This window comes from Lactobacillus kefiranofaciens, from assembly GCF_014656585.1.
GTDB lineage: Bacteria > Bacillota > Bacilli > Lactobacillales > Lactobacillaceae > Lactobacillus > Lactobacillus kefiranofaciens.
In genome coordinates this window covers 115,358-136,346 of the sequence record NZ_CP061341.1, presented here as the reverse complement: position 1 = coordinate 136,346, position 20,989 = coordinate 115,358, and the positions used below count along the sequence as shown (strand labels likewise).

The 20,989-nt window shown below is 38.0% G+C and carries 23 protein-coding genes and 1 riboswitch; of the genes, 13 read left to right on the top strand and 10 right to left on the bottom strand.

The annotated features are described in order from the left end of the window. The first annotated feature begins 95 nt into the window (after nucleotides 1–95). A complete protein-coding gene (locus tag ICI50_RS00675) occupies nucleotides 96–953 on the top strand; it encodes an IS982 family transposase (RefSeq protein ID WP_188891761.1) in 858 nt (285 codons plus the stop codon). Between the two features lie 478 nt (nucleotides 954–1,431). Here ICI50_RS00675 and ICI50_RS00670 read toward each other — a convergent pair whose 3' ends face one another. After that, nucleotides 1,432–2,088: an alpha/beta fold hydrolase gene (locus ICI50_RS00670; protein ID WP_013855129.1), complete on the bottom strand. Its 657-nt coding sequence runs from the start codon at nucleotides 2,086–2,088 to the stop codon at nucleotides 1,432–1,434. Between the two features lie 12 nt (nucleotides 2,089–2,100). Next, nucleotides 2,101–2,916: a glycosyltransferase family 2 protein gene (locus ICI50_RS00665; RefSeq protein WP_188891759.1), complete on the bottom strand. Its 816-nt coding sequence runs from the start codon at nucleotides 2,914–2,916 to the stop codon at nucleotides 2,101–2,103. A gap of 155 nt (nucleotides 2,917–3,071) precedes the next feature. Between ICI50_RS00665 and ICI50_RS00660 the strand changes: the two genes are divergently transcribed. Next, nucleotides 3,072–4,028 (top strand): DUF1002 domain-containing protein, encoded by a 957-nt coding sequence (locus ICI50_RS00660; RefSeq protein WP_188891757.1) that lies wholly within the window; start codon nucleotides 3,072–3,074, stop codon nucleotides 4,026–4,028. A gap of 43 nt (nucleotides 4,029–4,071) precedes the next feature. On the opposite strand, the gene ICI50_RS00655 is transcribed toward ICI50_RS00660, so the two are convergent. Beyond that, the gene (locus ICI50_RS00655) at nucleotides 4,072–4,851 is read right to left on the bottom strand and encodes a ribonuclease H family protein (RefSeq protein WP_013855126.1); all 780 of its coding nucleotides are present in this window, start codon (nucleotides 4,849–4,851) and stop codon (nucleotides 4,072–4,074) included. A gap of 96 nt (nucleotides 4,852–4,947) precedes the next feature. Here ICI50_RS00655 and ICI50_RS00650 point away from each other — a divergent pair, with 96 nt between their 5' ends. Together ICI50_RS00650 and cls are read left to right on the top strand one after the other, a co-directional pair. Next, a complete protein-coding gene (locus ICI50_RS00650) occupies nucleotides 4,948–5,874 on the top strand; it encodes an alpha/beta hydrolase (protein ID WP_056940934.1) in 927 nt (308 codons plus the stop codon). Between the two features lie 21 nt (nucleotides 5,875–5,895). Then, entirely contained in the window at nucleotides 5,896–7,353 is a 1,458-nt protein-coding gene (cls, locus tag ICI50_RS00645; protein ID WP_013855125.1) for a cardiolipin synthase, read from the top strand. On the opposite strand, the gene ICI50_RS00640 is transcribed toward cls, so the two are convergent. Beyond that, nucleotides 7,348–7,827, bottom strand: a complete 480-nt coding sequence (locus ICI50_RS00640) for a hypothetical protein (protein ID WP_188891755.1) — start codon at nucleotides 7,825–7,827, stop codon at nucleotides 7,348–7,350. The genes cls and ICI50_RS00640 overlap by 6 nt on opposite strands. 85 nt (nucleotides 7,828–7,912) lie before the next feature. On the opposite strand from ICI50_RS00640, the gene ICI50_RS00635 reads away from it, so the two are divergent. The 3 genes from ICI50_RS00635 to ICI50_RS00625 are packed head-to-tail and all read left to right on the top strand — an operon-like array spanning nucleotide 7,913 to nucleotide 9,948. Next, nucleotides 7,913–8,614, top strand: coding sequence for an NAD-dependent protein deacylase (locus ICI50_RS00635; protein WP_013855123.1), 702 nt, complete (start codon nucleotides 7,913–7,915; stop codon nucleotides 8,612–8,614). A 43-nt stretch (nucleotides 8,615–8,657) separates the two neighbouring features. Further along, the gene (locus ICI50_RS00630; protein WP_013855122.1) at nucleotides 8,658–9,176 is read left to right on the top strand and encodes a methylated-DNA--[protein]-cysteine S-methyltransferase; all 519 of its coding nucleotides are present in this window, start codon (nucleotides 8,658–8,660) and stop codon (nucleotides 9,174–9,176) included. After that, nucleotides 9,163–9,948 carry a TerC family protein gene (locus ICI50_RS00625; RefSeq protein ID WP_013855121.1) on the top strand — a complete coding sequence of 262 codons (786 nt, stop codon included), beginning with the start codon at nucleotides 9,163–9,165 and terminating at the stop codon, nucleotides 9,946–9,948. Before ICI50_RS00630 ends, ICI50_RS00625 begins: the two co-directional genes overlap by 14 nt. A 52-nt stretch (nucleotides 9,949–10,000) precedes the next feature. On the opposite strand, the gene ICI50_RS00620 is transcribed toward ICI50_RS00625, so the two are convergent. Further along, complete coding sequence (locus ICI50_RS00620; protein ID WP_013855120.1) at nucleotides 10,001–10,360, bottom strand: DUF488 domain-containing protein; 360 nt, start codon at nucleotides 10,358–10,360, stop codon at nucleotides 10,001–10,003. Nucleotides 10,361–10,428: 68 nt separating this feature from the next. Between ICI50_RS00620 and ICI50_RS00615 the strand changes: the two genes are divergently transcribed. The 3 genes from ICI50_RS00615 (at nucleotide 10,429) to ICI50_RS00605 (ending at nucleotide 13,762) form a co-directional block, all read left to right on the top strand. Beyond that, entirely contained in the window at nucleotides 10,429–11,061 is a 633-nt protein-coding gene (locus tag ICI50_RS00615) for a DNA-3-methyladenine glycosylase (RefSeq protein WP_056940936.1), read from the top strand. Nucleotides 11,062–11,109: 48 nt separating this feature from the next. Beyond that, a riboswitch (Lysine riboswitch) is annotated at nucleotides 11,110–11,283 on the top strand. A 110-nt stretch (nucleotides 11,284–11,393) separates the two neighbouring features. After that, entirely contained in the window at nucleotides 11,394–13,007 is a 1,614-nt protein-coding gene (locus tag ICI50_RS00610; protein WP_013855118.1) for an ABC transporter substrate-binding protein/permease, read from the top strand. Next, nucleotides 13,007–13,762, top strand: a complete 756-nt coding sequence (locus ICI50_RS00605) for an amino acid ABC transporter ATP-binding protein (RefSeq protein WP_188891753.1) — start codon at nucleotides 13,007–13,009, stop codon at nucleotides 13,760–13,762. The genes ICI50_RS00610 and ICI50_RS00605 overlap by 1 nt, the downstream gene beginning before the upstream one ends. Before the next feature lie 159 nt (nucleotides 13,763–13,921). Here the strand turns inward: ICI50_RS00605 and ICI50_RS00600 are convergent, their stop codons facing one another. The 5 genes from ICI50_RS00600 to ICI50_RS00580 all read right to left on the bottom strand — a co-directional run bounded on the left by ICI50_RS00600 (nucleotide 13,922) and on the right by ICI50_RS00580 (nucleotide 18,123). Next, nucleotides 13,922–14,842 carry an HNH endonuclease gene (locus ICI50_RS00600; RefSeq protein WP_156398491.1) on the bottom strand — a complete coding sequence of 307 codons (921 nt, stop codon included), beginning with the start codon at nucleotides 14,840–14,842 and terminating at the stop codon, nucleotides 13,922–13,924. Next, entirely contained in the window at nucleotides 14,843–15,487 is a 645-nt protein-coding gene (locus tag ICI50_RS00595; protein WP_013855115.1) for a YfbR-like 5'-deoxynucleotidase, read from the bottom strand. 154 nt (nucleotides 15,488–15,641) lie between these two features. Continuing rightward, nucleotides 15,642–15,782: a hypothetical protein gene (locus ICI50_RS00590; RefSeq protein WP_003548644.1), complete on the bottom strand. Its 141-nt coding sequence runs from the start codon at nucleotides 15,780–15,782 to the stop codon at nucleotides 15,642–15,644. 70 nt (nucleotides 15,783–15,852) lie between these two features. Beyond that, entirely contained in the window at nucleotides 15,853–17,643 is a 1,791-nt protein-coding gene (locus tag ICI50_RS00585) for a glycerophosphoryl diester phosphodiesterase membrane domain-containing protein (protein WP_054607142.1), read from the bottom strand. A gap of 78 nt (nucleotides 17,644–17,721) precedes the next feature. Continuing rightward, nucleotides 17,722–18,123 (bottom strand): iron-sulfur cluster biosynthesis family protein, encoded by a 402-nt coding sequence (locus ICI50_RS00580; protein WP_013855113.1) that lies wholly within the window; start codon nucleotides 18,121–18,123, stop codon nucleotides 17,722–17,724. Between the two features lie 187 nt (nucleotides 18,124–18,310). Between ICI50_RS00580 and ICI50_RS00575 the strand changes: the two genes are divergently transcribed. From ICI50_RS00575 to htpX, 3 genes are all read left to right on the top strand, one after another. Further along, complete coding sequence (locus ICI50_RS00575) at nucleotides 18,311–19,417, top strand: SLC13 family permease (protein WP_056940937.1); 1,107 nt, start codon at nucleotides 18,311–18,313, stop codon at nucleotides 19,415–19,417. A gap of 102 nt (nucleotides 19,418–19,519) precedes the next feature. Next, nucleotides 19,520–20,080 (top strand): LemA family protein, encoded by a 561-nt coding sequence (locus tag ICI50_RS00570; protein WP_013855111.1) that lies wholly within the window; start codon nucleotides 19,520–19,522, stop codon nucleotides 20,078–20,080. An 11-nt stretch (nucleotides 20,081–20,091) separates the two neighbouring features. Beyond that, a complete protein-coding gene (htpX, locus tag ICI50_RS00565) occupies nucleotides 20,092–20,988 on the top strand; it encodes a zinc metalloprotease HtpX (RefSeq protein ID WP_056940938.1) in 897 nt (298 codons plus the stop codon). The last annotated feature ends 1 nt before the right edge of the window (nucleotide 20,989 follow it).

The window sequence follows — 20,989 nt, the reverse complement described above, 5'->3', positions numbered from 1 at the left end:
GCGTGGTGCTAGTTAAATCGTTTTAGTTAAATAAAAAGTCCAATCTTGTTAGACTCGACTTGTAAATAGTAATAATAGAAAAGAGTCTGACTCGATTGAACTACCTCAAGCTTAAGCGTTTTTCTCACCATTTACAAGATAGTTTTAGTCGTTTGAATATGATTTGTCGTTCCTGGTACAAGCTGTATGCACCGGATTCTTTGAAGCATCGCAGAAATACTGATCAGACCAAGATATCTGATAGTTCTATACTGGCTATGCTTATCTGGCAAGCAGAATTAGGAATCGAATCTCAAAGAAGATTCTGTAAATTCTTTGTAGGATTATCCCATTCAAGATTTAATCGCAGATCTCGTCAGCTTTTACCACTGATTTACTTGATTCGTCATGTTCTGAACCAAGAAGTAGATCTGTCAGGCAAAATATTGATTATTGATAGTTTTCCTGTTCCGGTCTGTCAGCCTGTTCGCAATTATCGCGTTAAAATCTTTCACGATATGGCTGATATTGGATACAAAGCAACGAAAAAAGTCTACTATTATGGCTTTAAGGTTCATGCCATTGTAAGTGATGACGGCTACTTGCTTGATTACGCAGTAACTAAAGCATCAGTGCATGATGCCAAGGAAACTACAGAACTGATGGCCAATGCCCATCCTGTTAACCATTATCTTTTAGGTGATGAAGGCTACCTCGGCAAAGATTTAGCTTTCAAGTTAAAACAAATGGGCTATAAACTTTGGACACCATACCGCAAAAACACGCAAGGCGCCAAAGAGCACAATGATCATCAGCTAATGGCTATCAGAAGAACAATCGAGAGCGATTTCTCCTTGCTTAGCTATTACAACGCTGAAAATAATCGTGCTCGGAGTCTAACAGGTTTTCAGGAACGGCTTGAAGTTGCAGTTTTAGCTTACAATATGGCGTATTGTCTAGAACAATTTAACTAGCACCACGCGTATTACTACTTCGATACTTATTAATCGTAATAGTCACGTTTTAATTTTACTGAAGCTAACAATAGTCAGTGGGATAAATATTAATGTAAATCCTAGTATTCTAATAATCCCAATAAAAAGATTAAAAGTTGAATAATTTTTGAATAGTATTTGAAAGGCAATTAAATATACTTTTGCAAAATCATATGGTAAAAACATTACATTAAATATTCGACTCGAACACTTAATATATTTACTTTTATTAATATTTGAAAGTAATATATATGAAGTGATTAACGAAAAAAGAACTATTCCACTACCATATTTATTTAATATTTCAATGCCTGGATCTTTAAAAGCATTAGGATAAGCATACCTGTAGTAAATCGTCAATATACTTGAAATAAAAATTTGTATTTTTAACGCTTTGGTCCACTTTGACATTATTATCCTCACAGCTTTTACAGTGATTTAGCTAGCATCACGCGTACTACTTACAAAATTCCTTAATTACATCAAGCAATTTTAAGCTTCTAACCGCGTAGCTATTATGGGTTTGATGGGGCATGATTATTAATCGTGCATTAGGCATAAACTGACTATACCACCGGACATGTTCGACCTTAACCCAATCCTTTTCCCCAACCACGCATAAGGTTGGCGTCGTGATTTTTTTCAAATCATCAACTGAGATAAATGACTCGGTTAATTCCACCCGACTATCGCGATCTAACTTAAGAAAACGGTGAAATCCTTCAGTTAAATAATGATACGGACGAATACCAGCACCATTAACAAAAACACCTGCTACAATCATTTTCTTAAAAATATTGGGATGCTTTCTAGCTAACATCATGGCTACTAAGCCACCAGCATCAAAGCCAAAGCAATAACAATCTTCAATGCCTACCTGTTTAATAAAAGCATAGACATCTTCTACTTCAGTCTGATAATGCTCGGCAATATCGCCTTCACTAAGACCATGACCACGCATATCTAGCACATAAACGGTGTAATAAAGAGAAAGTGGCGCTACGATCTTATCAAACATGCCGCCATCTAAATGATGCCCATGAAGAAGAAGCAAAGGCGTCCCTTTGCCTAATTTATGGTAATAGAATTCGACTCCATTAACTTTTTCTTTCATCAAAGTTCCCCTTTATTGCGCATCACTATCACGCAAAGCTGAACGAGTCAGTTTTTTGTGTGCTTTCTCTTCTTCATGATCTTTGAAGATCGTCTTAATAATCTTATGCCATACCCGATAATTTCCCCGGAAATTATCCGCAACTTTCTTAATATTCGGCTGGTGAATAATGCTGCCCTTGCGTTGCCAATAATGATAGTATGGCCTCTGCGTATAATAAACGCCTTTAGCTACAGAAATATACTTAACATTAAAAATCTGATCCTCTAATAAAGAAATATCGCGATCAAACTTTAACTTAAATTTCTTAATAATCGCAGTTTTATAAGCCTTATTCCAGCTATAGCCTTTCATCGGTGAACCAAAAACATTGGTTAACTTAAGATAGGTCTCTCCTCGCGTTAATAAACCACCTTCGGGATGACCTACAACTCGAGCCTTCTTATCTGGATAATCAAGCCAATAACCACACGAAACTAAACTAACATCAGGATGCTCCTCAAAAGCCCTAATAAAAAACGCGGTATAGCCTGGATCAGCCCAATCATCGCCATCGTGAAAGGTGACATATGGCGTGTCGAGATACTGCATCCCCACGTTGCGTGCGCCTGATGGACCACCATTTTTTTGGGGGATTAATTTAAAATATGGAAAGCGATGGGCATAGCTCTGAGCTACTTCAACTGAATTATCAGTTGAACCATCATCGACCACGATCAACTTAAAACTCTTGTTGCTTTGCTTAAGCAAAGCATCAAAAGCACGTGGCAGATATTGTGCCGTATTATAGACCGGCATAATGATAGTTAACTTAGGCACTTGTAACATAATGTCCCCCTTTGTTGCTACTTATTATACCATCTTCAAGAATTAGGGCGAATTTAAGAAAGATTTAAGGCATTGATGATTACCTTTTTATGAATTTTTAGTATAATGTTTTCTATCAAATAGAATAAACATTCGCTAAAAGAAAGAAGCAAATCATGAAAAAAACAATTACACTATTAACAGCATTTTTGCTCAGCTTAGTCGCGACATTTTCATTTACTCAGCACACAGCTTTAGCCGATGATGATACGCCAGTAGTTACCTTGGGGACATCATTAACCGATCAGCAAAAGCAAGACACATTAAAGACCCTGACTGCTCCATTAAATGGCGGCAACTATCAAACCATTACAGTAACTGGCTCTGACTTAGTTAAATATTTGAATCCATCAGGCGATAACTTCACCACTTCTTCTGGTGTTTGGTCTAGTGCGATGATTCAAAAAACTAGTCAAGGTTCTGGGATCAACGTTAAGATTCTAGATTATAATGGCAAAGACAATATCACTACTATCACCGCCAACCAATATAAGAATGCGGCGTTAACCGCCGGAATTACTGATGCCAATATTTATGTCACTAGTGCTATTCCAATCGACGGCTCTGGTGCATTAGCTGGTGTCTATGCCGCATATGCCAAAAACGGCAATGCCTTGAACCAAAAACAAGTCAACGCGGCTCAAGACGAGATGAACACATTGAGCGGAATTACTCAAAACAATAAGAATAAAAAAGGCTATTCTGATGCCCAGTTAAACAACGCTGTTGCTGGAGCCAAGTCACAAATGGCTAAACAAGGGCAAAATATTTCCGATAGTCAAATTCGCGATATTGTTAATAACCAAATCAACATCAATCATTTGGGTGACACCATTAACAACAACCAAAAGAACCAAATTGTTAACCTTTTGATCGAAATTCGTGATTCTGGTGCACTAAAAAATGGCGATTTCAAGGGCCAAGCCTCTAAGCTTTCTAGTCAAATTCAAGATGGGGCTAAAAATATTTTCAACAAATTCAATACTCCTGAGAACCGTAACTTGTTCCAACAAATTTGGGACAGTATCGTTAACTTCTTCCAGGGATTATTCGGCGGCGTAATTTTGCGCTAACAAATAAGTCATAACTATCAAATTGATAATTATGGCTTTTTCTTTACATTTTTTGATCCATATAACGGTTCAATGCATGATCCACAAATTCATTACCGCGATTATTAGCATGGCCCTTAGTCCATTCAAACTTGCTATCAGGGAATTGCTGGAGCAGACGATCCAATTCTTGCCATTCTGGAACATTTTTTAATGGGCCATTTGAGCGCTTCCAGCCTCGTTTTTTCCAGCCAGCCAGCCAATGTTTATTAATAGCATTCAGCACGTATTGAGAATCAAGGACAAAAAGCAAATGTTGTTTATTAAAGCCAAGTTCAATCAGTTTTTTAAGAGCATTGATTAAGGCCGTTTGTTCCATTTTGTTGTTAGTTGCACCATATTCGCCACCGGCTCCATGGACCTTTTGCTCATCCCATTCAATCAGATAAGCCCACGCTGCCTTATCGGTTTTCTTCACATGCCCACCCTTAAAGACGCCTGTATTACGAGTACCGCCATCAGTATAGGTAGTTGCAAAGTAATCTTGAGGATTGCTATGGGCTTGTTTTTTGACTGCTTTTTTCTTTTTGGGTGCGACAACATCATTTTTGACATTTGTACTCTTTTGTTTAATCTTTTTAATCGCTTGCTGCAAAGTGTCCTCATCTTTTTGCAGCACTTCACCCTGCGTTTTTTCATTCCAGTCTAAATATTCTGTTGCATCCGTGATTTGCTCAAAAGACTTATATTCTGCTCCTGAAAAGCCGTCAACTTGTTTTTTAGCCTCATCCCAAGTGCGATAAATCCCAGGTTGCCGGCCCTTTTTTACTGCATAAAACTTCATATTATTACCTCAAAAATCAAAACATTATTACTCATGGTAAAATATATTTGTTATTACCTTTAATTATAAGAAAAAACTAGTAAGCAGGTGACTAAATTGTTCTTTAACTCCAAAAAATACGCGGAAGAAGCCGAGAAAAATCATCAACATGATCTCCAAGAAGAGCCCAGCATGTTCAATATGATTTCTTTAGGACTATTAGCCACCTTTGCACCAACCCGCATCTTTCTTAAACTGCATAAAAAACATATTGAAAATAAAGCCACCATCGAAAATAGTCAGCTAGAGCAGGTGCCTATTATCTACTTCCATGGCTTTCGCGGTGGAGATTACACCACTAACGTCCTAGTTCATCGAGCTCTGCACGACAAAGGCAGTAAAAAGTTCTTGAAAGTCACCGTTGATTTGCTCCGCAATTTTAAACTAGAAGGCACCTGGACCAATGACAAGAACCCTATCATTCAAGTGGCCTTTCGGCAGAGAATCGTAGGAATCTATGGTATTGACTATTACTTAAGCTTTGTTTTGCCCTTTTTAGCCCAAAAATATGGTTTCAAAAAATATATTGCCGTGGCCCATTCTCTAGCCTGTCCTTGCATCATTCGCACGGAAATGAAACATTACTTCAGCAAGTCATTTCCCCATTTAGTCAAATGTGCCCTCATCGCTGGACCTTTTGACGGCTTAACCTACCTAGGCGATATTCCCAACGTTAATGTGCTTAACGAAAATGGCCGCCCGAGCATGATGAATCCGCACTATCTATATCTACTGTTCAATCGTAGAAAATTCAATCCTAACATCTCGGTATTAAACATCTACGGCAACGTTTTAGACAATACCAACACGGATAAGTTCATCTCTGTTGTTTCTGCCAAAAGCATTCGTTATATCTTGGCTCCCAAGGCACACTTCTATCAGGAAGTCGAGATCCGGGGAAAAAACGACGCAGAACACAGCTGGATGCATGACAATCCATTCGTAATTGATATTGTTGACAAATTTCTTGAATTAAAAAAGTAAGGTTTATTTTGGAGGAAATAAATGATTTGGTGGCATGATCTCATTAGAATAATTTTTATCACAAATACGATTCTAGCCTTCTACATTGTCTTCCACCGTAGACGGTCCGTCTCCACCACTTGGGCCTGGTTAATTATTTTATTAATTTTTCCCATTATCGGAATCACCCTATATGCCTTCTTTGGCCGAGGTATTTCCCAGGAAAATATTTTTGCAATTAACAAGCAGCATCATATTGGCTTACGGAACGTGCAAAAGTCAATTGCCAAGGCCCCTAAAAAAATCAGTTCATCAGATACTTCCAACGATGCAGATATTGCTATTAATTTTTTTAACCACAATAATGAAGCACCATTAACCAAGAACAATCAAATAAAACTTTACACCGAAGGTGAGACCTTCTTTCATGACATGCTTAAAGATATGGTCCGAGCTAAGGAAACAATCAACGTTGAGTTCTACACTTTTTATAACGATAATATCGGCAATCGCGTACTGCAATTACTAATCAAAAAAGCTAAGCAAGGTGTGCAAGTGCGCGTCATCTATGATGCATGGGGGTCAATGGGCGCAACTAAAGCATGGTTTGATCAATTGCGTGACGCTGGCGGTGAAGTCTTGCCCTTCATTACCTCTAAAAATATGATCACTAGATACCGCATCAACTACCACTTGCATAGAAAAATCGTCGTGATTGACGGTCATATTTCTTGGACAGGCGGCTTCAATATTGGCGATCAATACCTTAGCAAAAAGAAAAAATTCGGCCATTGGCGTGACAGTCAAGTGCGGATTGTAGGGTCTGCATCCTTATTGCTGCAAGAACGCTTCGTGATGGATTGGAACGCTTCAATCAAGCGAACCGATCAGCTCATTCGCTTTAACTCCACGCTCTTTCCCAATCTAGATGAAGAAGATATTCACGAAGGCGACATCCCTACTCAGATTATTTCTGATGGACCAGACCGTTATAGTCCTTATTTGCGTAACGGCATGATGCGCATGATGCTATTAGCCAGAAAAAGACTCTGGATTCAGACTCCATATTTAATTCCTGATGATGCTGTTTTTGCCGTCTGGCAGACGATTGCTATGTCCGGTGTTGATGTGCGGATTATGATCCCGTGCAAACCTGATCATCCTTTTATTTATCGCGCTACCCAATGGTACGCTAACGAATTAACCCGTTGCGGTGTCAAAATCTACATCTATGATGCCGGCTTCTTGCATGCTAAAACCACTATTATTGATGACAAATTTTCAACTGTGGGGTCAATGAATCAAGATTATCGTTCTTATGATCTAAATTTCGAAGCTAATGCTGTTTTCTATGATCGCAAATTCAATCGTCAAATGGCCCATGTTTTTGAAGATGATATGAAAAAATCGCATCTGCTTACCCGAGCAGAAATAAAAAAACAAGGTCGCGCCTTACGAACCTTGCAAAGTTTTTCTCGTATGTTATCCCCAATCTTATGATTGAATCTCAACTGGAATATTTTTACCAATGTATTTTTGCAAAATAGCAACCACTTCTTGCACCGAAATACGAAAACGCATCATATAAGCTTTATTATTGCTAGTTCTAAAAATTGCCATAACTAGCGGCTTCTTAGGATTAGGCACATCAATTAGCGTGATATTAGCGATTTCATCATACTTAACCGTACGCTTGAAGTAACCAGAAACTACCATTCTCTTAGGACTAAAGCCAGAAAAGCCATCAACAATACTAATTAACAAGAATAATGCCAAGAAAACGTTAATCCCTGGATCGCCTTTTTCAATATAATTCCAGGTGAAGCCCAACCAGATAAAAATTATCGCCCAGACAATTGAGGAGACACGATAATGCCCACGAATTTCTACTTTAGCTTGCCAATACCAACTATAACAAGCATATGCCAGCATAAAAAGATTAACTATAATGTAAAAATAGGACAGATATGCCATAAAAATTCTCCTCAATAATTTTATTACTTCTCATTATAACAAAGGACTGTTCTATAATTAAAGTATGTCGATTATGGAGGCAAAAATGAAACCAGATATAAATGAATTACAAACTGATATTAAGCAAGCTAAGCATATCGTATTCTTAACAGGGGCTGGTGTTTCTACACATTCTGGAATTCCTGATTACCGCTCTAAAAATGGGATTTACAACGGGATTAAGGAAAGTCCAGAAACTATTTTAAGCGAAGACACGCTTTATCATCGACCAGAATTGTTTTACCATTTCGTCATGGACAACATGTACTTCCCCGATGCTAAACCTAATTTAATTCATCAAAAAATTGCTAAATTCTGTAATGAAAAGGGTGATCTAATCACGCAAAACATTGATCGCCTTGATTCTAAAGCTGGTAATCAACATGTAACAGAATTTCATGGTAATCTATATAATATCTATTGCACCAAGTGTCATAAGCCCGTATCTTATGAAGAATATGCCCAAAACTATTTTCATAAGGACTGCGGCGGCATCATCCGGCCAGGAATTGTTTTGTACGGTGAAGCAATTAATCCACTTGCACTAAATAATTCCGTAAATATTATGCAAAAATCTGATTTAATCATTATTTGTGGCACCAGCTTTGTTGTTTATCCATTCGCGCAATTGCTAGCTTACCGCTCACCTAACGCCAAGATCTATTCTGTTAATAAAACTGAAATTCCAACTCCTGGCGTTAAGCAAATTATCGGAGACGCACTTGATGTATTCAACAAATTAAACTAAAATAACACAAACTACCAACTAACAGATTAGGCGGTGAAAAAACATGGCAGAGGTCTTTTATTATGATTACGTTACAATCAAGCCATGGACTTATTTCTTAACAGCTTCAGAATTCGGTTTAACTTATGTAGGGCTTAAGGGGGATGAAACTGTTTCGCCAATTTTCAGCTTTTACCCTCACCGGATGCTTGTACGTGATCCTAAAAAATTGGCACCTTATGTTCAACAATTAAAAGAATATTTTGCCGGAACAAGAAAAATTTTCGATGTCCCACTCGATATTTCTGAATTTGGAACTGAATTTCAAAGACGCGCATTATCTGTAGTAGAACATATCCCTTATGGATCAACAATTACCTATGGAGATGTAGCTACTTCACTACCCGATGCAACGTCTTCACGTTCAGTTGCTCATGCCGTAGCTTTAAATCCTGTATTAATGTTTATTCCAGATCATCGGGTCATTTTGTCTAACGATCGAGTAGGAACCTATCGTTTAGGCCAAAAAGAAAAAATTAGATTAATAGAATTAGAAAAGAGTCACTTGCATGACAATTCTTAAAATGTATGCTCCCTTTTTTGATTTAAATAATTGGGCGCATGTCTTAACCAGCGGCAAGGATTGGATGATTATTCTTACCCTAATCTTAATGGAATGTCTGCTGTCTGTTGACAATGCAGTTGTTTTAGCTGCACAGACACAGGTCTTGCCTAACAAATCGGAGAGAGAAAAATCCTTGCTATATGGACTTTGGGGGGCCTACCTTTTCCGCTTCATCGTCATCGGAATCGGAACCTACTTGATTCATTTTTGGGAAATCAAATTGGCTGGTAGTATATATTTGTTCTACTTGTCATTCAAATTTTTCTATGATCAACGTCACCCTAAGCAAGCTGCTGAAAAAGCTAAAGAAAAAGAACAACGCGAGGCAGCTCATCATAAGGGCAAAAAGAAAAAGCATGTTTTGTCATTATTCTGGCGAACGGTTATCTCAATTGAATCAATGGATATCGTTTTCTCAATTGACTCGGTTCTTGCGGCATTAGCCGTTTCAAGCAATCCAGTAGTTGTGCTAATCGGTGGAATGATCGGGATTCTTTGCATGAGAGGAGTCGCCGAAATTATCATTAAGCTGATGGATATTATTCCAGAATTACAGCCAATGGCTTACGTTTTGATTGGGATTATTGCATTGAAGCTATTACTCGCACTGCCACCACTTAAATGGGAAATGCCTAATACAGCTTTTGCGATTATTGTCTTTTCAATCTTAATTTTGACCATTCTTTTCCACTTCTGGCGTGTTAAAAAACACGGCCACAAGCATCTTTAAAAACAAATTAAGAGACTTATCTCAATCTCTTGGGATAAGTCTCTTAATTTGTTTACAATTTGCTTTCAACGTATTGCTTTAAAACCACTGCTTGGTTATGCTCTCTATTTTTTGCACCATAAAGAAAGAGGACATCACCTGTTTGCAATTTTTCTTTTACTGTTTTAATGAACTCAGGAGTAAAATCGTTGGCATTTAATTCCTTGATATATTTCTCTTTAAATTCAGGGAACTTTTCGTCTTCATGGTTAAACCATTTTCTCAATTCATTAGTAGGACCAATCTGCTTGTCCCGTTCACCTAAATCTGCCTTGATCTTGCTCATGCCACGCGGCCACATCCGATCAACTAAAATTCTGTAGCCATCGGGTTGTTCATGATCATAAATTCTGACTAATTTAATTTCTGACATTTGATCTTCCTCCCCTTTTTAGATTAGTGTATAACTACACAGTAAAAATTAAAACAAGAAAGGCATTTATGGATTACGCAGACTATTTTACTAATCGCACAACTGATAAAATTACTCGCGACTTAATTGGACGACCTCTGACTTTTGACAATGGTGAAGAAAAATTAGGTGGCTATATCGTTGAAGCGGAAGCCTACATGGGAAAACGAGACCGTGCAGCTCATTCTTATGGTGGCCGCCGCAGCTCAGCTAATGAAGGCTTGTATCGCCGTGGCGGTACTATTTACATCTATGCGCAAAGGCAATACTTCTTCTTTGATGTTGCCTGCCAAGAGGAGAACGAACCACAAGGAGTTTTAATCCGAGCAATTCATCCCGTCTGGGGCATTGACACAATGATTAAAAATCGCAATGGCAAAAGTGGAGTTTTGTTAACCAATGGTCCTGCTAAAATGATGCAGGCCTTTGGCATCCATGATAAAAACTGGAATCTGCATTTTTTGAGTGATTCACCATTTGCAATCGACTTAAATGATCAGCATAAACGTATTGCCCGGGAAATTATTGCAGCTAAACGTGTTGGCATCAACCAATCTGATCCAACTTGGGCTAATAAAACACTACGCTACTACGTTGCTGGTAATCTCTATGTTTCCGACATGAAGAAAAGAGATTACGCTTACAATGATGGATGGGCTTGACAAATTTTAATTTTTCTTTTATTCTTTTTCATTAGTTAAATAATTTTCCAATGCAATAGAGGTTGCGACAATCACAAGATATTTCGGAGTCCGCGAAGACGCAGAAGATTATCTCAGGGTTGCCGCCGAAATGGCTCTAGTATTCGTGTACTAAGCCGTTGGGCTATAGAACAATATTCTATAGACTGTCCTGGTTAGTCCCCAGGGAGCGCTATAAGATTTGGTTTAAACACTGATGATTATAACCTCGCGCATTCTTTGGAAGAGCGAGGTTTTTATTTACGCTTTATTGTATTGGCTTTATGTTAAAACTATTTCTGGAGGTTTTACAATTGAAGTCAAGATTTAGATGGATTGCCGTATTAATGACAATCCTACTCAGTTTATTTATTGGATTCAGCTTTAACAGTCATGCGACTCAGGCTGCTAAGAAGGATTCTGGCACATTGAAAATTGGGATGGAAGCCAACTATCCTCCTTACAACTTGACTCAACCCAATAAGACTAACGGTGCCGTACCAATCGATGGCTCTCATTCTTATGCCAACGGTTACGATGTGCAAATTGCTAAGATTATCGGTAAAAGATTACATAAAAAAGTTGTCGTAGAAAAGACACAGTGGGATGGACTCCTACCTGCTTTGACCTCAGGCAAGATTGACTTAATCATCGCTGGTATGTCCCCTACTGCTGAAAGACGCAAGGCAATCAACTTCTCAGCACCATACCGTAAGAGTACCTTCGTAGTTATCACCAACAAGGCAAGCAAATATTCTAACGCTAAGAAGTTAACTGACTTCAAGGGTGCTAAGTTAACTGCTCAACAAGGTACTCTTCACTACAACTTAATCAAGCAATTAAAGGGTGCTAAGCGTGAACCTGCTATGCGTGACTTTTCAGCCATGCGCCAAAGCTTAGCTTCTGGCACTATCGATGGTTATGTAGCTGAAGATATCGAATTTGAAAGCTATCACAACGTCAACCCTAATATTATTGCCGTTAACTTGAACAAGATGGCCGGTTTCAAGGTAGACCATGATGATTCTGTAACCAGTATCGGTGTTAAGAAGGGCAATACTAAATTATTAAACGAAGTTAACGCTACTTTAAGAACTATTTCTAATAAAAAACGCGATCAATTAATGTCGCAAGCTATTAAAGAACAACCTAAAGCTGGTAACGAAACTAAGAAAGAAAACTGGTTAGTTACCACCTGGAAACAATATGGCGGCATGATTATGTCAGGTATTGGCATGACTTTACTCCTTGCTTTAGTAGGTACGATCGTTGGTTTCTTCATCGGTTTACTGGTTGGTATTGTTCGTACTATTCCTACCCCAACTACTCGTGGCAAGCGTTGGGCATTGAATGTTGTTAAATGGTTATTGTCAGTTTACGTTGAAATTTTCCGTGGTACGCCAATGATGGTTCAGGCAGCCGTAATCTACTACGGTATCGCACAATTCTGGCACTTAAACTTGAATAGAACCGTAGCTGCCCTGATCATCGTTTCAATTAACACTGGTGCTTACTTAGCCGAAGTTATCCGTGGTGGGATCATTTCTACTCCTGAAAGTCAGTTTGAAGCTGCAAGTGCTTTAGGTATGACTCACAATCAAAGAATGTGGCACATCATTTTGCCACAAGCAATCAAGAACTGTTTACCATCAATTACTAACGAATTTATCGTTAACATCAAGGATACTTCAGTATTGAGTATCATCTCAGTTTCTGAATTGTTCTTCGTTGGTACAACGATTGCCAGTCAATCATTCAAGTTCTTCCCAACTTACTTAATGATTTCAGCAATCTACTTAATTTTGACTTTCACTATTACCAGAATCTTCAACTTAATTGAAAGAAAACTGGAAGGCAACAAGAATTACAACTTGATGGCTAAACAAGTCCAAGTTGGTTCTCCAAAAGATGCGGAGGCAAATAACTAATGACTGAATCAAACGACGTAATTTTAAGTTTAAAACATATGCAAAAGTCATATGGTTCACACAAAGTTTTGAAGGATATTTCCTTTGATATTAAAAAAGGCGAAATTGTAACTATCATTGGTCCGTCCGGTGGTGGTAAATCTACTACTCTTCGCTGCATCAACTTGCTAGAAGAACCAACTGGTGGCGAAATTGATTTTCACGGTGAAAACATCTTGCATCCCAACTACAACCGTAATACCTTCAGATCAAAGGTGGGTATGGTCTTCCAGCAATTCGACCTATTTGAAAACAAGAATGTGTTAGAGAACTGCATGATTGGTCAGGAATTAGTCTTAAAGCGTTCTAAAGACGAAGCCCGTAAGATCGCCATGGCTAACCTGAAAAAAGTTGGAATGGAACCTTTCATTAAGGCGAAGCCACAACAATTATCTGGTGGTCAACAACAACGTGTAGCTATTGCCCGGGCAATTTCAATGGATCCAGAGGTCTTGTTATTCGACGAACCAACTAGTGCCCTCGATCCTGAGATGGTTGGTGAAGTACTTGAAGTTATGCAAAAGCTAGCCACTACTGGTTTAACGATGGTAATCGTTACTCACGAAATGGGCTTTGCCAAAAGTATTTCTGATCGTGTGCTCTTCATCAGTGATGGCATAATCACCGAACAAGACTCACCTTATGAGTTATTCGATCATCCAAAGAATGAAAAGACGCAGAAGTTCTTAAGCAACTTCAGAAATAACGAATTTTAAATCATATCAAAAGCCGAGAAGTTTAATTGCTTCTCGGCTTTTTTAATTTTGCTGATTTTTAAAAACTTAATTATTTTTTGATTTCACTTTACAAAAAACGCCATTTTTTGCAAACTCAAAGTCACTTTTTACTTCAATTTACAAAAAACCGCGTAATTTTTAAATGATATCTTTATTAGCTTTAATGCGAGCTAGTTTCCAACCTGTTTCAAAATAGGTTTTCCGCGTTTCCCGCAAATCATCATAATCGCTTTGCAAACTATCAATCGCATCCTGCAGCTGCTTATTCTGCTTTCTAATCGCATTTAGTTCAGGATCATTAATTACACCCTTCAGATGAACCTGTGCAGCCAAATAGCGCCGACGATGCTTAAACTCTTCTTGCAACGTCCCCAGCGCATTTTCATACTTAACCAGCTTTTTATTAATCTTAGTAATTTGACTATTAAGCTGAATAAATAATTTATACGGCATGTCCGACTTAATCCGGTTGCATTCGGCACAGGCTAAGGTCAGATTAGTCAAATCATTATTATGGCTCAATGATACGGGATCCTTATGATCGACGCTGTGACCACGTCTACCGCAATATTGGCAGCGATATTTGTACTTAGCCCTGATGCGCTCACGATCTATAAAATTGACTTCATTTAATTGAAAATCAATTTTTAAGCCCAACTTTTCCATGTTTTGCGCAAAAGTTACATCCTGGTCAGGAATATAATCTATTTCGCCATCTTCGCTTTTGATGATAGCTAAATTCAAATCTTCCCGCTTAACCTGCTGGCGGGCAATTTCATTACCATCATAATCCTGTAAAAAGTCCTCGTATCTTTTACGAGCTTTTTTATTTTGCACAATCCAATTAGGCTTAACTGGCGCATCATCTTTTTTACCCTCATAAGTATAAAGCAGACTTTGAGCAAACGTAGCTACCGCATAATTGCTATAATCATGTGGATCTAAACCACGCATCAAACAAATATCACAAATACTGGTCAGCTTGGGATTCATCAATCCCTCTTGCTTAAAGTGCAGGGAGTCCATGCGTAAACCACATGAACTGCATAAAAATTTCACCTAATCATCCCCTAACAACAGAATGCTAAAAGCTATTCGCTGCATCTTATCCTTTCCCGCAAAATCGCCTTTAAATAAATCAGGCAAAATATGTTTAATGAAGTACTGTACGCAAACCAGATCATCAAACTTCTTGATGGTTTCTAGACTTTCCTTAAACATTTGCATATAAACCGGGTTAGGATTACCTAATTCAATTTCACCATATGCTTCATAAAGCAAATCTAATTTATCGCAGATCGACAGAATTTTGCCTTCCAAAGTATCATCTTTTGCTTCAGAGAGACGCTTTTTATAAATATCCTGAAATTCTTTAGGAATCTCATCCTTGATAAACTTCGTTGTCATCGTTTCTTCAACGTCACCAATCATCTTGCGCAATTGTGGCGTCGCATATTTAACCGGAGTCTTGATATCGCCGATGAAACGTTCAGTGTAATCATGGTTTAAGCTTTTTTCGTAAAGAGCTTTCCAGTTAACCTTTTGCTTGCCCTTTACCTCTTCAATGTCACCCATCATTTGAGCCAGTTCAGCCGTTCTAAAGCAGTGATCGGCAACTGAATGATGATGATATTTAAAGTAGCCTGGTGCACGATCAATTGACTCTAAACTGTTAAAACCTTGAATATAAGCATTTAATCCCATGATTTTTCCTCCCTAAACAATTTAATTTTTCCAAAAATTTTTACTATGTTACCAAAAATCAAATGGAACTGCAAGAAAAGATACAAAAAAGACTACTAACAAATCTAAACGATCTCCTTAGTAGTCTCCTTGTTTTTACTTTTTTAAAACGAAATTACTTATTTTCGTCTTTTGCGGCCTTGTTCAAGAAAGCAACAACTGCTGCTACGTGAGCAACACGCTTCTTTGCGTTTCTCTTGTTCTTAGGTCTTTGGTTTGGTTCACAACCAGTGTTGTAATTTTCACCTTTACGCATAGTACTATACTTCCTTTCAGATTTTCGAAAATCTAGTATAGTTTACCATGCTCACCACTCAAGATCAAGTCTAGGCTTCAAGATCATTAGGCATGCGAGCAACTATGATGTAATTCAAAATTCGGTTGGCATAACTAGAATCATCTTGGAACTGTTTAATTGTCTTTTTAGCCAAACTAACTTTATCAGTAATCAAGCCATCAACTTGTTCATACATCATCTTCATCATCAATTTTTCATCATTAATGGTCCAAGCATAAACAGGATGATCTTGCAGGTGTGCCTGCCAAATAAAATCGGAATTCAGAGTTGAATATTCCATTGAATAGCCATCAGCTACGCTACGCGGATAAGTAAAATTATAAGGTTGAATATATAATACGAATAAACGCGGATTGATTTCGTGTAAGCCTTCAATCACCCGATAGTCGAGAGATTGAACTTGGTATTTGTTCTTGATAATCGTTTGACCATACTTTTGATTAAAGCGCTCAAGCATCGTCTTGGAATCTTGCGGCGTAGTCTTAATCTCTATCAGCAATTTTTGGTTAAGACGTTGAGCCTCTTTTAAGTAGTTATCGAAACTAACCAGTTTAGCCTCATGTCCATCCTCTTTAGCCGTTAATTTAGTCAATTGCTTCAAAGTTAACTCACTTGGCGTCTTGTTCACTCCGGTTAGCTTTTGCAAATTATCATCGTGAACTACAATAAATTGCTTGTCTCTAGTCTCATGCAGATCAATTTCTACATAATCTGGCTTCTCTTTGGCCGTCTTTCTTAATGATTCGAGAGTGTTTTGCACGCCATTCTTGTCATCAACGCCGCGATGGGAAATAACTACAGGAGCATGACTATTTACTCCAACTAGGTACAAAATATTGGTTACTACTGATGTGACAACAATTAACCCAAATACGACAGCTGTGAAAGTCTTTAAGATCTTACCCGCAGGCATTTTTTCTGTTGCCTCATTGATTGGCGTAATTTTTAATGGAGCAAAAATAATTAATAAACTGATGACACTCGCCCAAATAAAGACTAGTTCACTGCCAATTTGGATTAGCGACAAGTTAATAATTGCTAGCACTAAAACAGGATATTTCCCAGGTAACAAATCCCAACCTAATTGCAAGCCATAAACGGCTAAATAAAAAATGGCTAAAATTGCGGAAACAAATATCCCAATGATAATTAGGCGCAGAATAATCGCCCACCATTTGGCATTCTTGGTTAATTGCCAGCTCTTTTTCATAGCAGTTCTAGTCTTCTTTTGCCCAAATACCATTAGTGGCAACGTAAAAATTAGCCTAATGCCAAATAGCAAAACAACTGCATAAAATACGATCAGAATCGTTAATAAAATTGGGGTTCTAGTCATATAATCCAAAATAAATTCTGGGATTTGAATTTTGGCTAACAGTGGCGTGCGAAAGACAATATCGGCAAAAGGCACAACTAATAAGAAATACAGTCCTAAAAGCAGCAATGAGCCAAAACGGATCTTCTTTACGTTTGCCCACGTTTCTTTAAAGCTGCCTTTGAAGGTGAAATTCTCGCTATAGATCGCGCGCACCCCATGCAATAAATAAGCAAATTGCGCGTAAATTACTACTAGCAAAAGCAATAGCTCAATAATTAAGATTACGAAAACCAAAGTATGCGTAGTAATGATCGTCACTACATTTTGATACGAAACAAACGGGATTGCGCTTGCCTGCAAGACAAAAGTGGTAACGTAACGAAAGAGCGGAATGACTATAAATTGGTTAATTAAATTCAAGCTCAGAAAAAGCATCAAATATTGTAGCCAATGTCGCGTGAATTCTCGCGTGTATGCTTTAAGTTCTTTAAAAATCGACATATTTTTTCTCCTTATTACCTTCTTATTTTAAACTAAAAAAGACGAGGAAATACCTCGCCTTGCTTATTATTCATTTTTTTAGCATTGACCGCCATTTTTAAGATCATCTGCAGTAACTTCTTCTGGTCGATATTGACTAACCGTCATCCCGCCATCGATAATTCCACTGTCAGAAGACAAACTTAAAGTAGAATTACGAGCATTAACTACCAATCCTGGTTCAAAGTAGGTTGTCTCTGCTGGTGCAGTATATAGATCTAGCCCTGCGTTGTTTTCCATCTTGATGTCATATTTAGGATCTTTTTGAGACAAAACTACAAATTGAAAACTGTCGCCAATTGTGCAGGTGCCGCCTTTTTTAGAATATTTAGTGGAACCATCATCTAACGCGAGGATGACAATTTGATGCTCTGGATCCATCTTTGCTTCAATTACTTTTTTAGCTTCTGGTTTAATGTTGATTGAAATTTGTTCTACCATGTTTATTACCTCTCAATCTTGCTTTACTTACTTAATTATAGCATTTACTTTATTTTTCCACTATAAATATGCTTAAAATGTAGCTCTATCTTTATTTTTTGAAATTTATCATTGCAAGCATCACAAAAAAAGCTCAAAATGGTAAATAGGGTTTTTAGACGATTGTAATATGTGAGGGGGACCTTTTATGACCGTCTTAAAGAATATTGCTAAAGATAGAATTCTACAAATTACTGTAATTATTACTATAGTCAGTCTTTTTTTTGCGAGACCGCGGTTTGCGGACATTAACTTCCATACGTTATGGTCTGTTGCCGCAATGTTAACTATTATCCAGATCTATGCATATTTGCACGTTCTGGATGTTTTAGCGTACAAGCTAACCAGTATTGCAGATAACACGCGAAAGCTAAACATGCTGTTCACGCTTTTATCCGTAATTGCGGGGATGTTTTTAGGTAACGACATTACTGTGTTAACCTTAATCCCACTTTATTTGAACATTGCTAAACGCTATAAGCTGCCACAGATTCTGCCTGTCACCTTAATTGGCATGGGTGCCAATATCGGTGCTGCTTTTACGCCATGGGGGAATCCACACAATATTTTCTTAGTTAGTCGATTTGACGTTAGTCCGTTACTGTTTTTCAAGTGGTCTGTACCTTATCTAATTATTTCTTTGGTATTAATGTGCTTAGTTTTTTTGTTCATTCCTAAAAAAGAAATCCCAGCTCAAAAAACCGAAACTATTCAGATCAGCTGGCGACCAACGATTATTACCACAATGGTCTTTATCTTCTTCTTCTTCGGTGTGTTCAGAGTGACTAATATTGTCTGGCCACTAATAGTTGCAATTGGCTTGGCTTTAGCGATCAATCCACGCATTATGCTTAAGATTGACTATGCTCTGCTACTGACTTTCACAGGCTTCTTCATTTTTATCAGCGATATTCAACAGATGCCTGTAATCGTCAATCTTATTCACGGTACGGTTTACTCAGAAGTTTCTACTTACTTTGCCTCAATTATCTCAAGTCAAGTAATGAGCAATGTACCTTCGACTATTTTAGTTGGTAAATTTACCAATTACGCTCAAGCTTTGTTCTTAGGTTCCAATATCGGAGGCTTCGGTTCAGCGATTGGCTCAATGGCTAATATGCTAGTACTGAAGACTTTCAATCAACACGCTAGTGTCAGTCGAAAGAAGTTCTTCATTCAGTGGACAATTATGCAATTTGTGGGGCTAATTATTTTAACAGTGATCGGCTTAGGACTACTGATCTTTAGAATTTGATATTTTCTATTAAGAATGCTCAAATGGCATTCTTTTTTATTGCCTGGGAAATTTTTGTTTGTTAAAATTAAACTAATACATTATATGCAGGGAGGAAAAACAATGTCACCATTAATCTGGATTATTATTGCAATTATTGTTTTAATAATCGCCATCTATATCGTTACTTACAACGGTTTGCAAAAAGCCCGTGTTTACGTAGATGAAGCCTGGAGTCAAATTGACGTCCAATTAAAGCGGCGCAACGACTTGATTCCTAACTTAGTCGAAACGACCAAAGGTTATGCCAAGCATGAAAAAGAGACCTTAGAAGGCGTCGTTAAGTTACGTGATCAATTAGTGAATGTCCCACAAGGTGATCACCAAGAAGCCATGAAGTTGTCTAACCAAATTACTGATTCATTGAAATCAATTTTTGCGTTATCTGAGGCTTACCCAGATCTAAAAGCTAACCAGAATTTCTTAAAACTGCAAGAAGAATTAACTAATACCGAAAACAAAATTGCTTATTCTCGTCAGCTTTATAATTCAAGCGTTGCCACATATGATCAGAAGTTACTTACCTTTCCCTCAAATATCATTAGTAAAATTCATAAGTTTACCAAGGTAAATTACTTAGAAACGCCTACTGAAGAAAAAGACGTTCCTAAAGTTAAGTTCTAAGAGGTTAAATTATGCTTTACCAACAAATTGCCCGTAATAAACGGAAAACTGCCCTTATTATGGTCCTCTTTGTGATGATTCTAACTTTAGTTGGTGCGGGAATAGGCTATTTATTTAGCAATAGTCCATGGATAGGTATCATTATTGCACTCATCGGAAGCTTGCTTTACTTGTTTATCACTTGGCGCAACCCCACCAATATGATCATGAGCTTGAATCAAGCACAAGAAATTCAAGAAGCAGATAATCCTGAGCTATGGCATATTGTAGAAGACATGGCAATGGTAGCTAGAGTTCCCATGCCTCGAGTATTTATCATTCCCGATCCTAGTCCCAATGCTTTTGCGACTGGACGAGACCCGGAACACAGCGCGGTTGCCGTCACTCAAGGCATTCTTGAATTGATGGATCGTGAAGAGCTTGAAGGCGTTCTAGGTCACGAATTATCACATGTTCGCAACTATGATATTTTATTATCGACGATTGCCGTAGTATTAGTAGGCGTGATTTCATTCATTTCTGGTATGGCATCAAGATCGATCTGGTTTTTCGGCGGCAGCAGCGATCGCGATGATGACCGCAGTAGCAATGCCTTCGAGATGATTTTCAAGGTAATTGCAATTATCTTCGTGTTAATCTTGGGTCCTATCTCTGCATCCCTTGCGCAGATGGCCCTCTCCCGTAATCGGGAGTACCTAGCTGATGCTTCATCCGTGGAATTAACTCGTAATCCACAAGGATTAATTTCTGCTTTAAAAAAGATTGAAAATAGTCAGCCAATGAAGCGAGCTGATCGCAGCAGCGCCGGATTATACATTGAGAATCCATTCCACAACCATGGCCTATCGCACCTATTTGACACGCACCCACCTACAGAGGACCGAATTAAACGTTTAGAAAACATGTAAA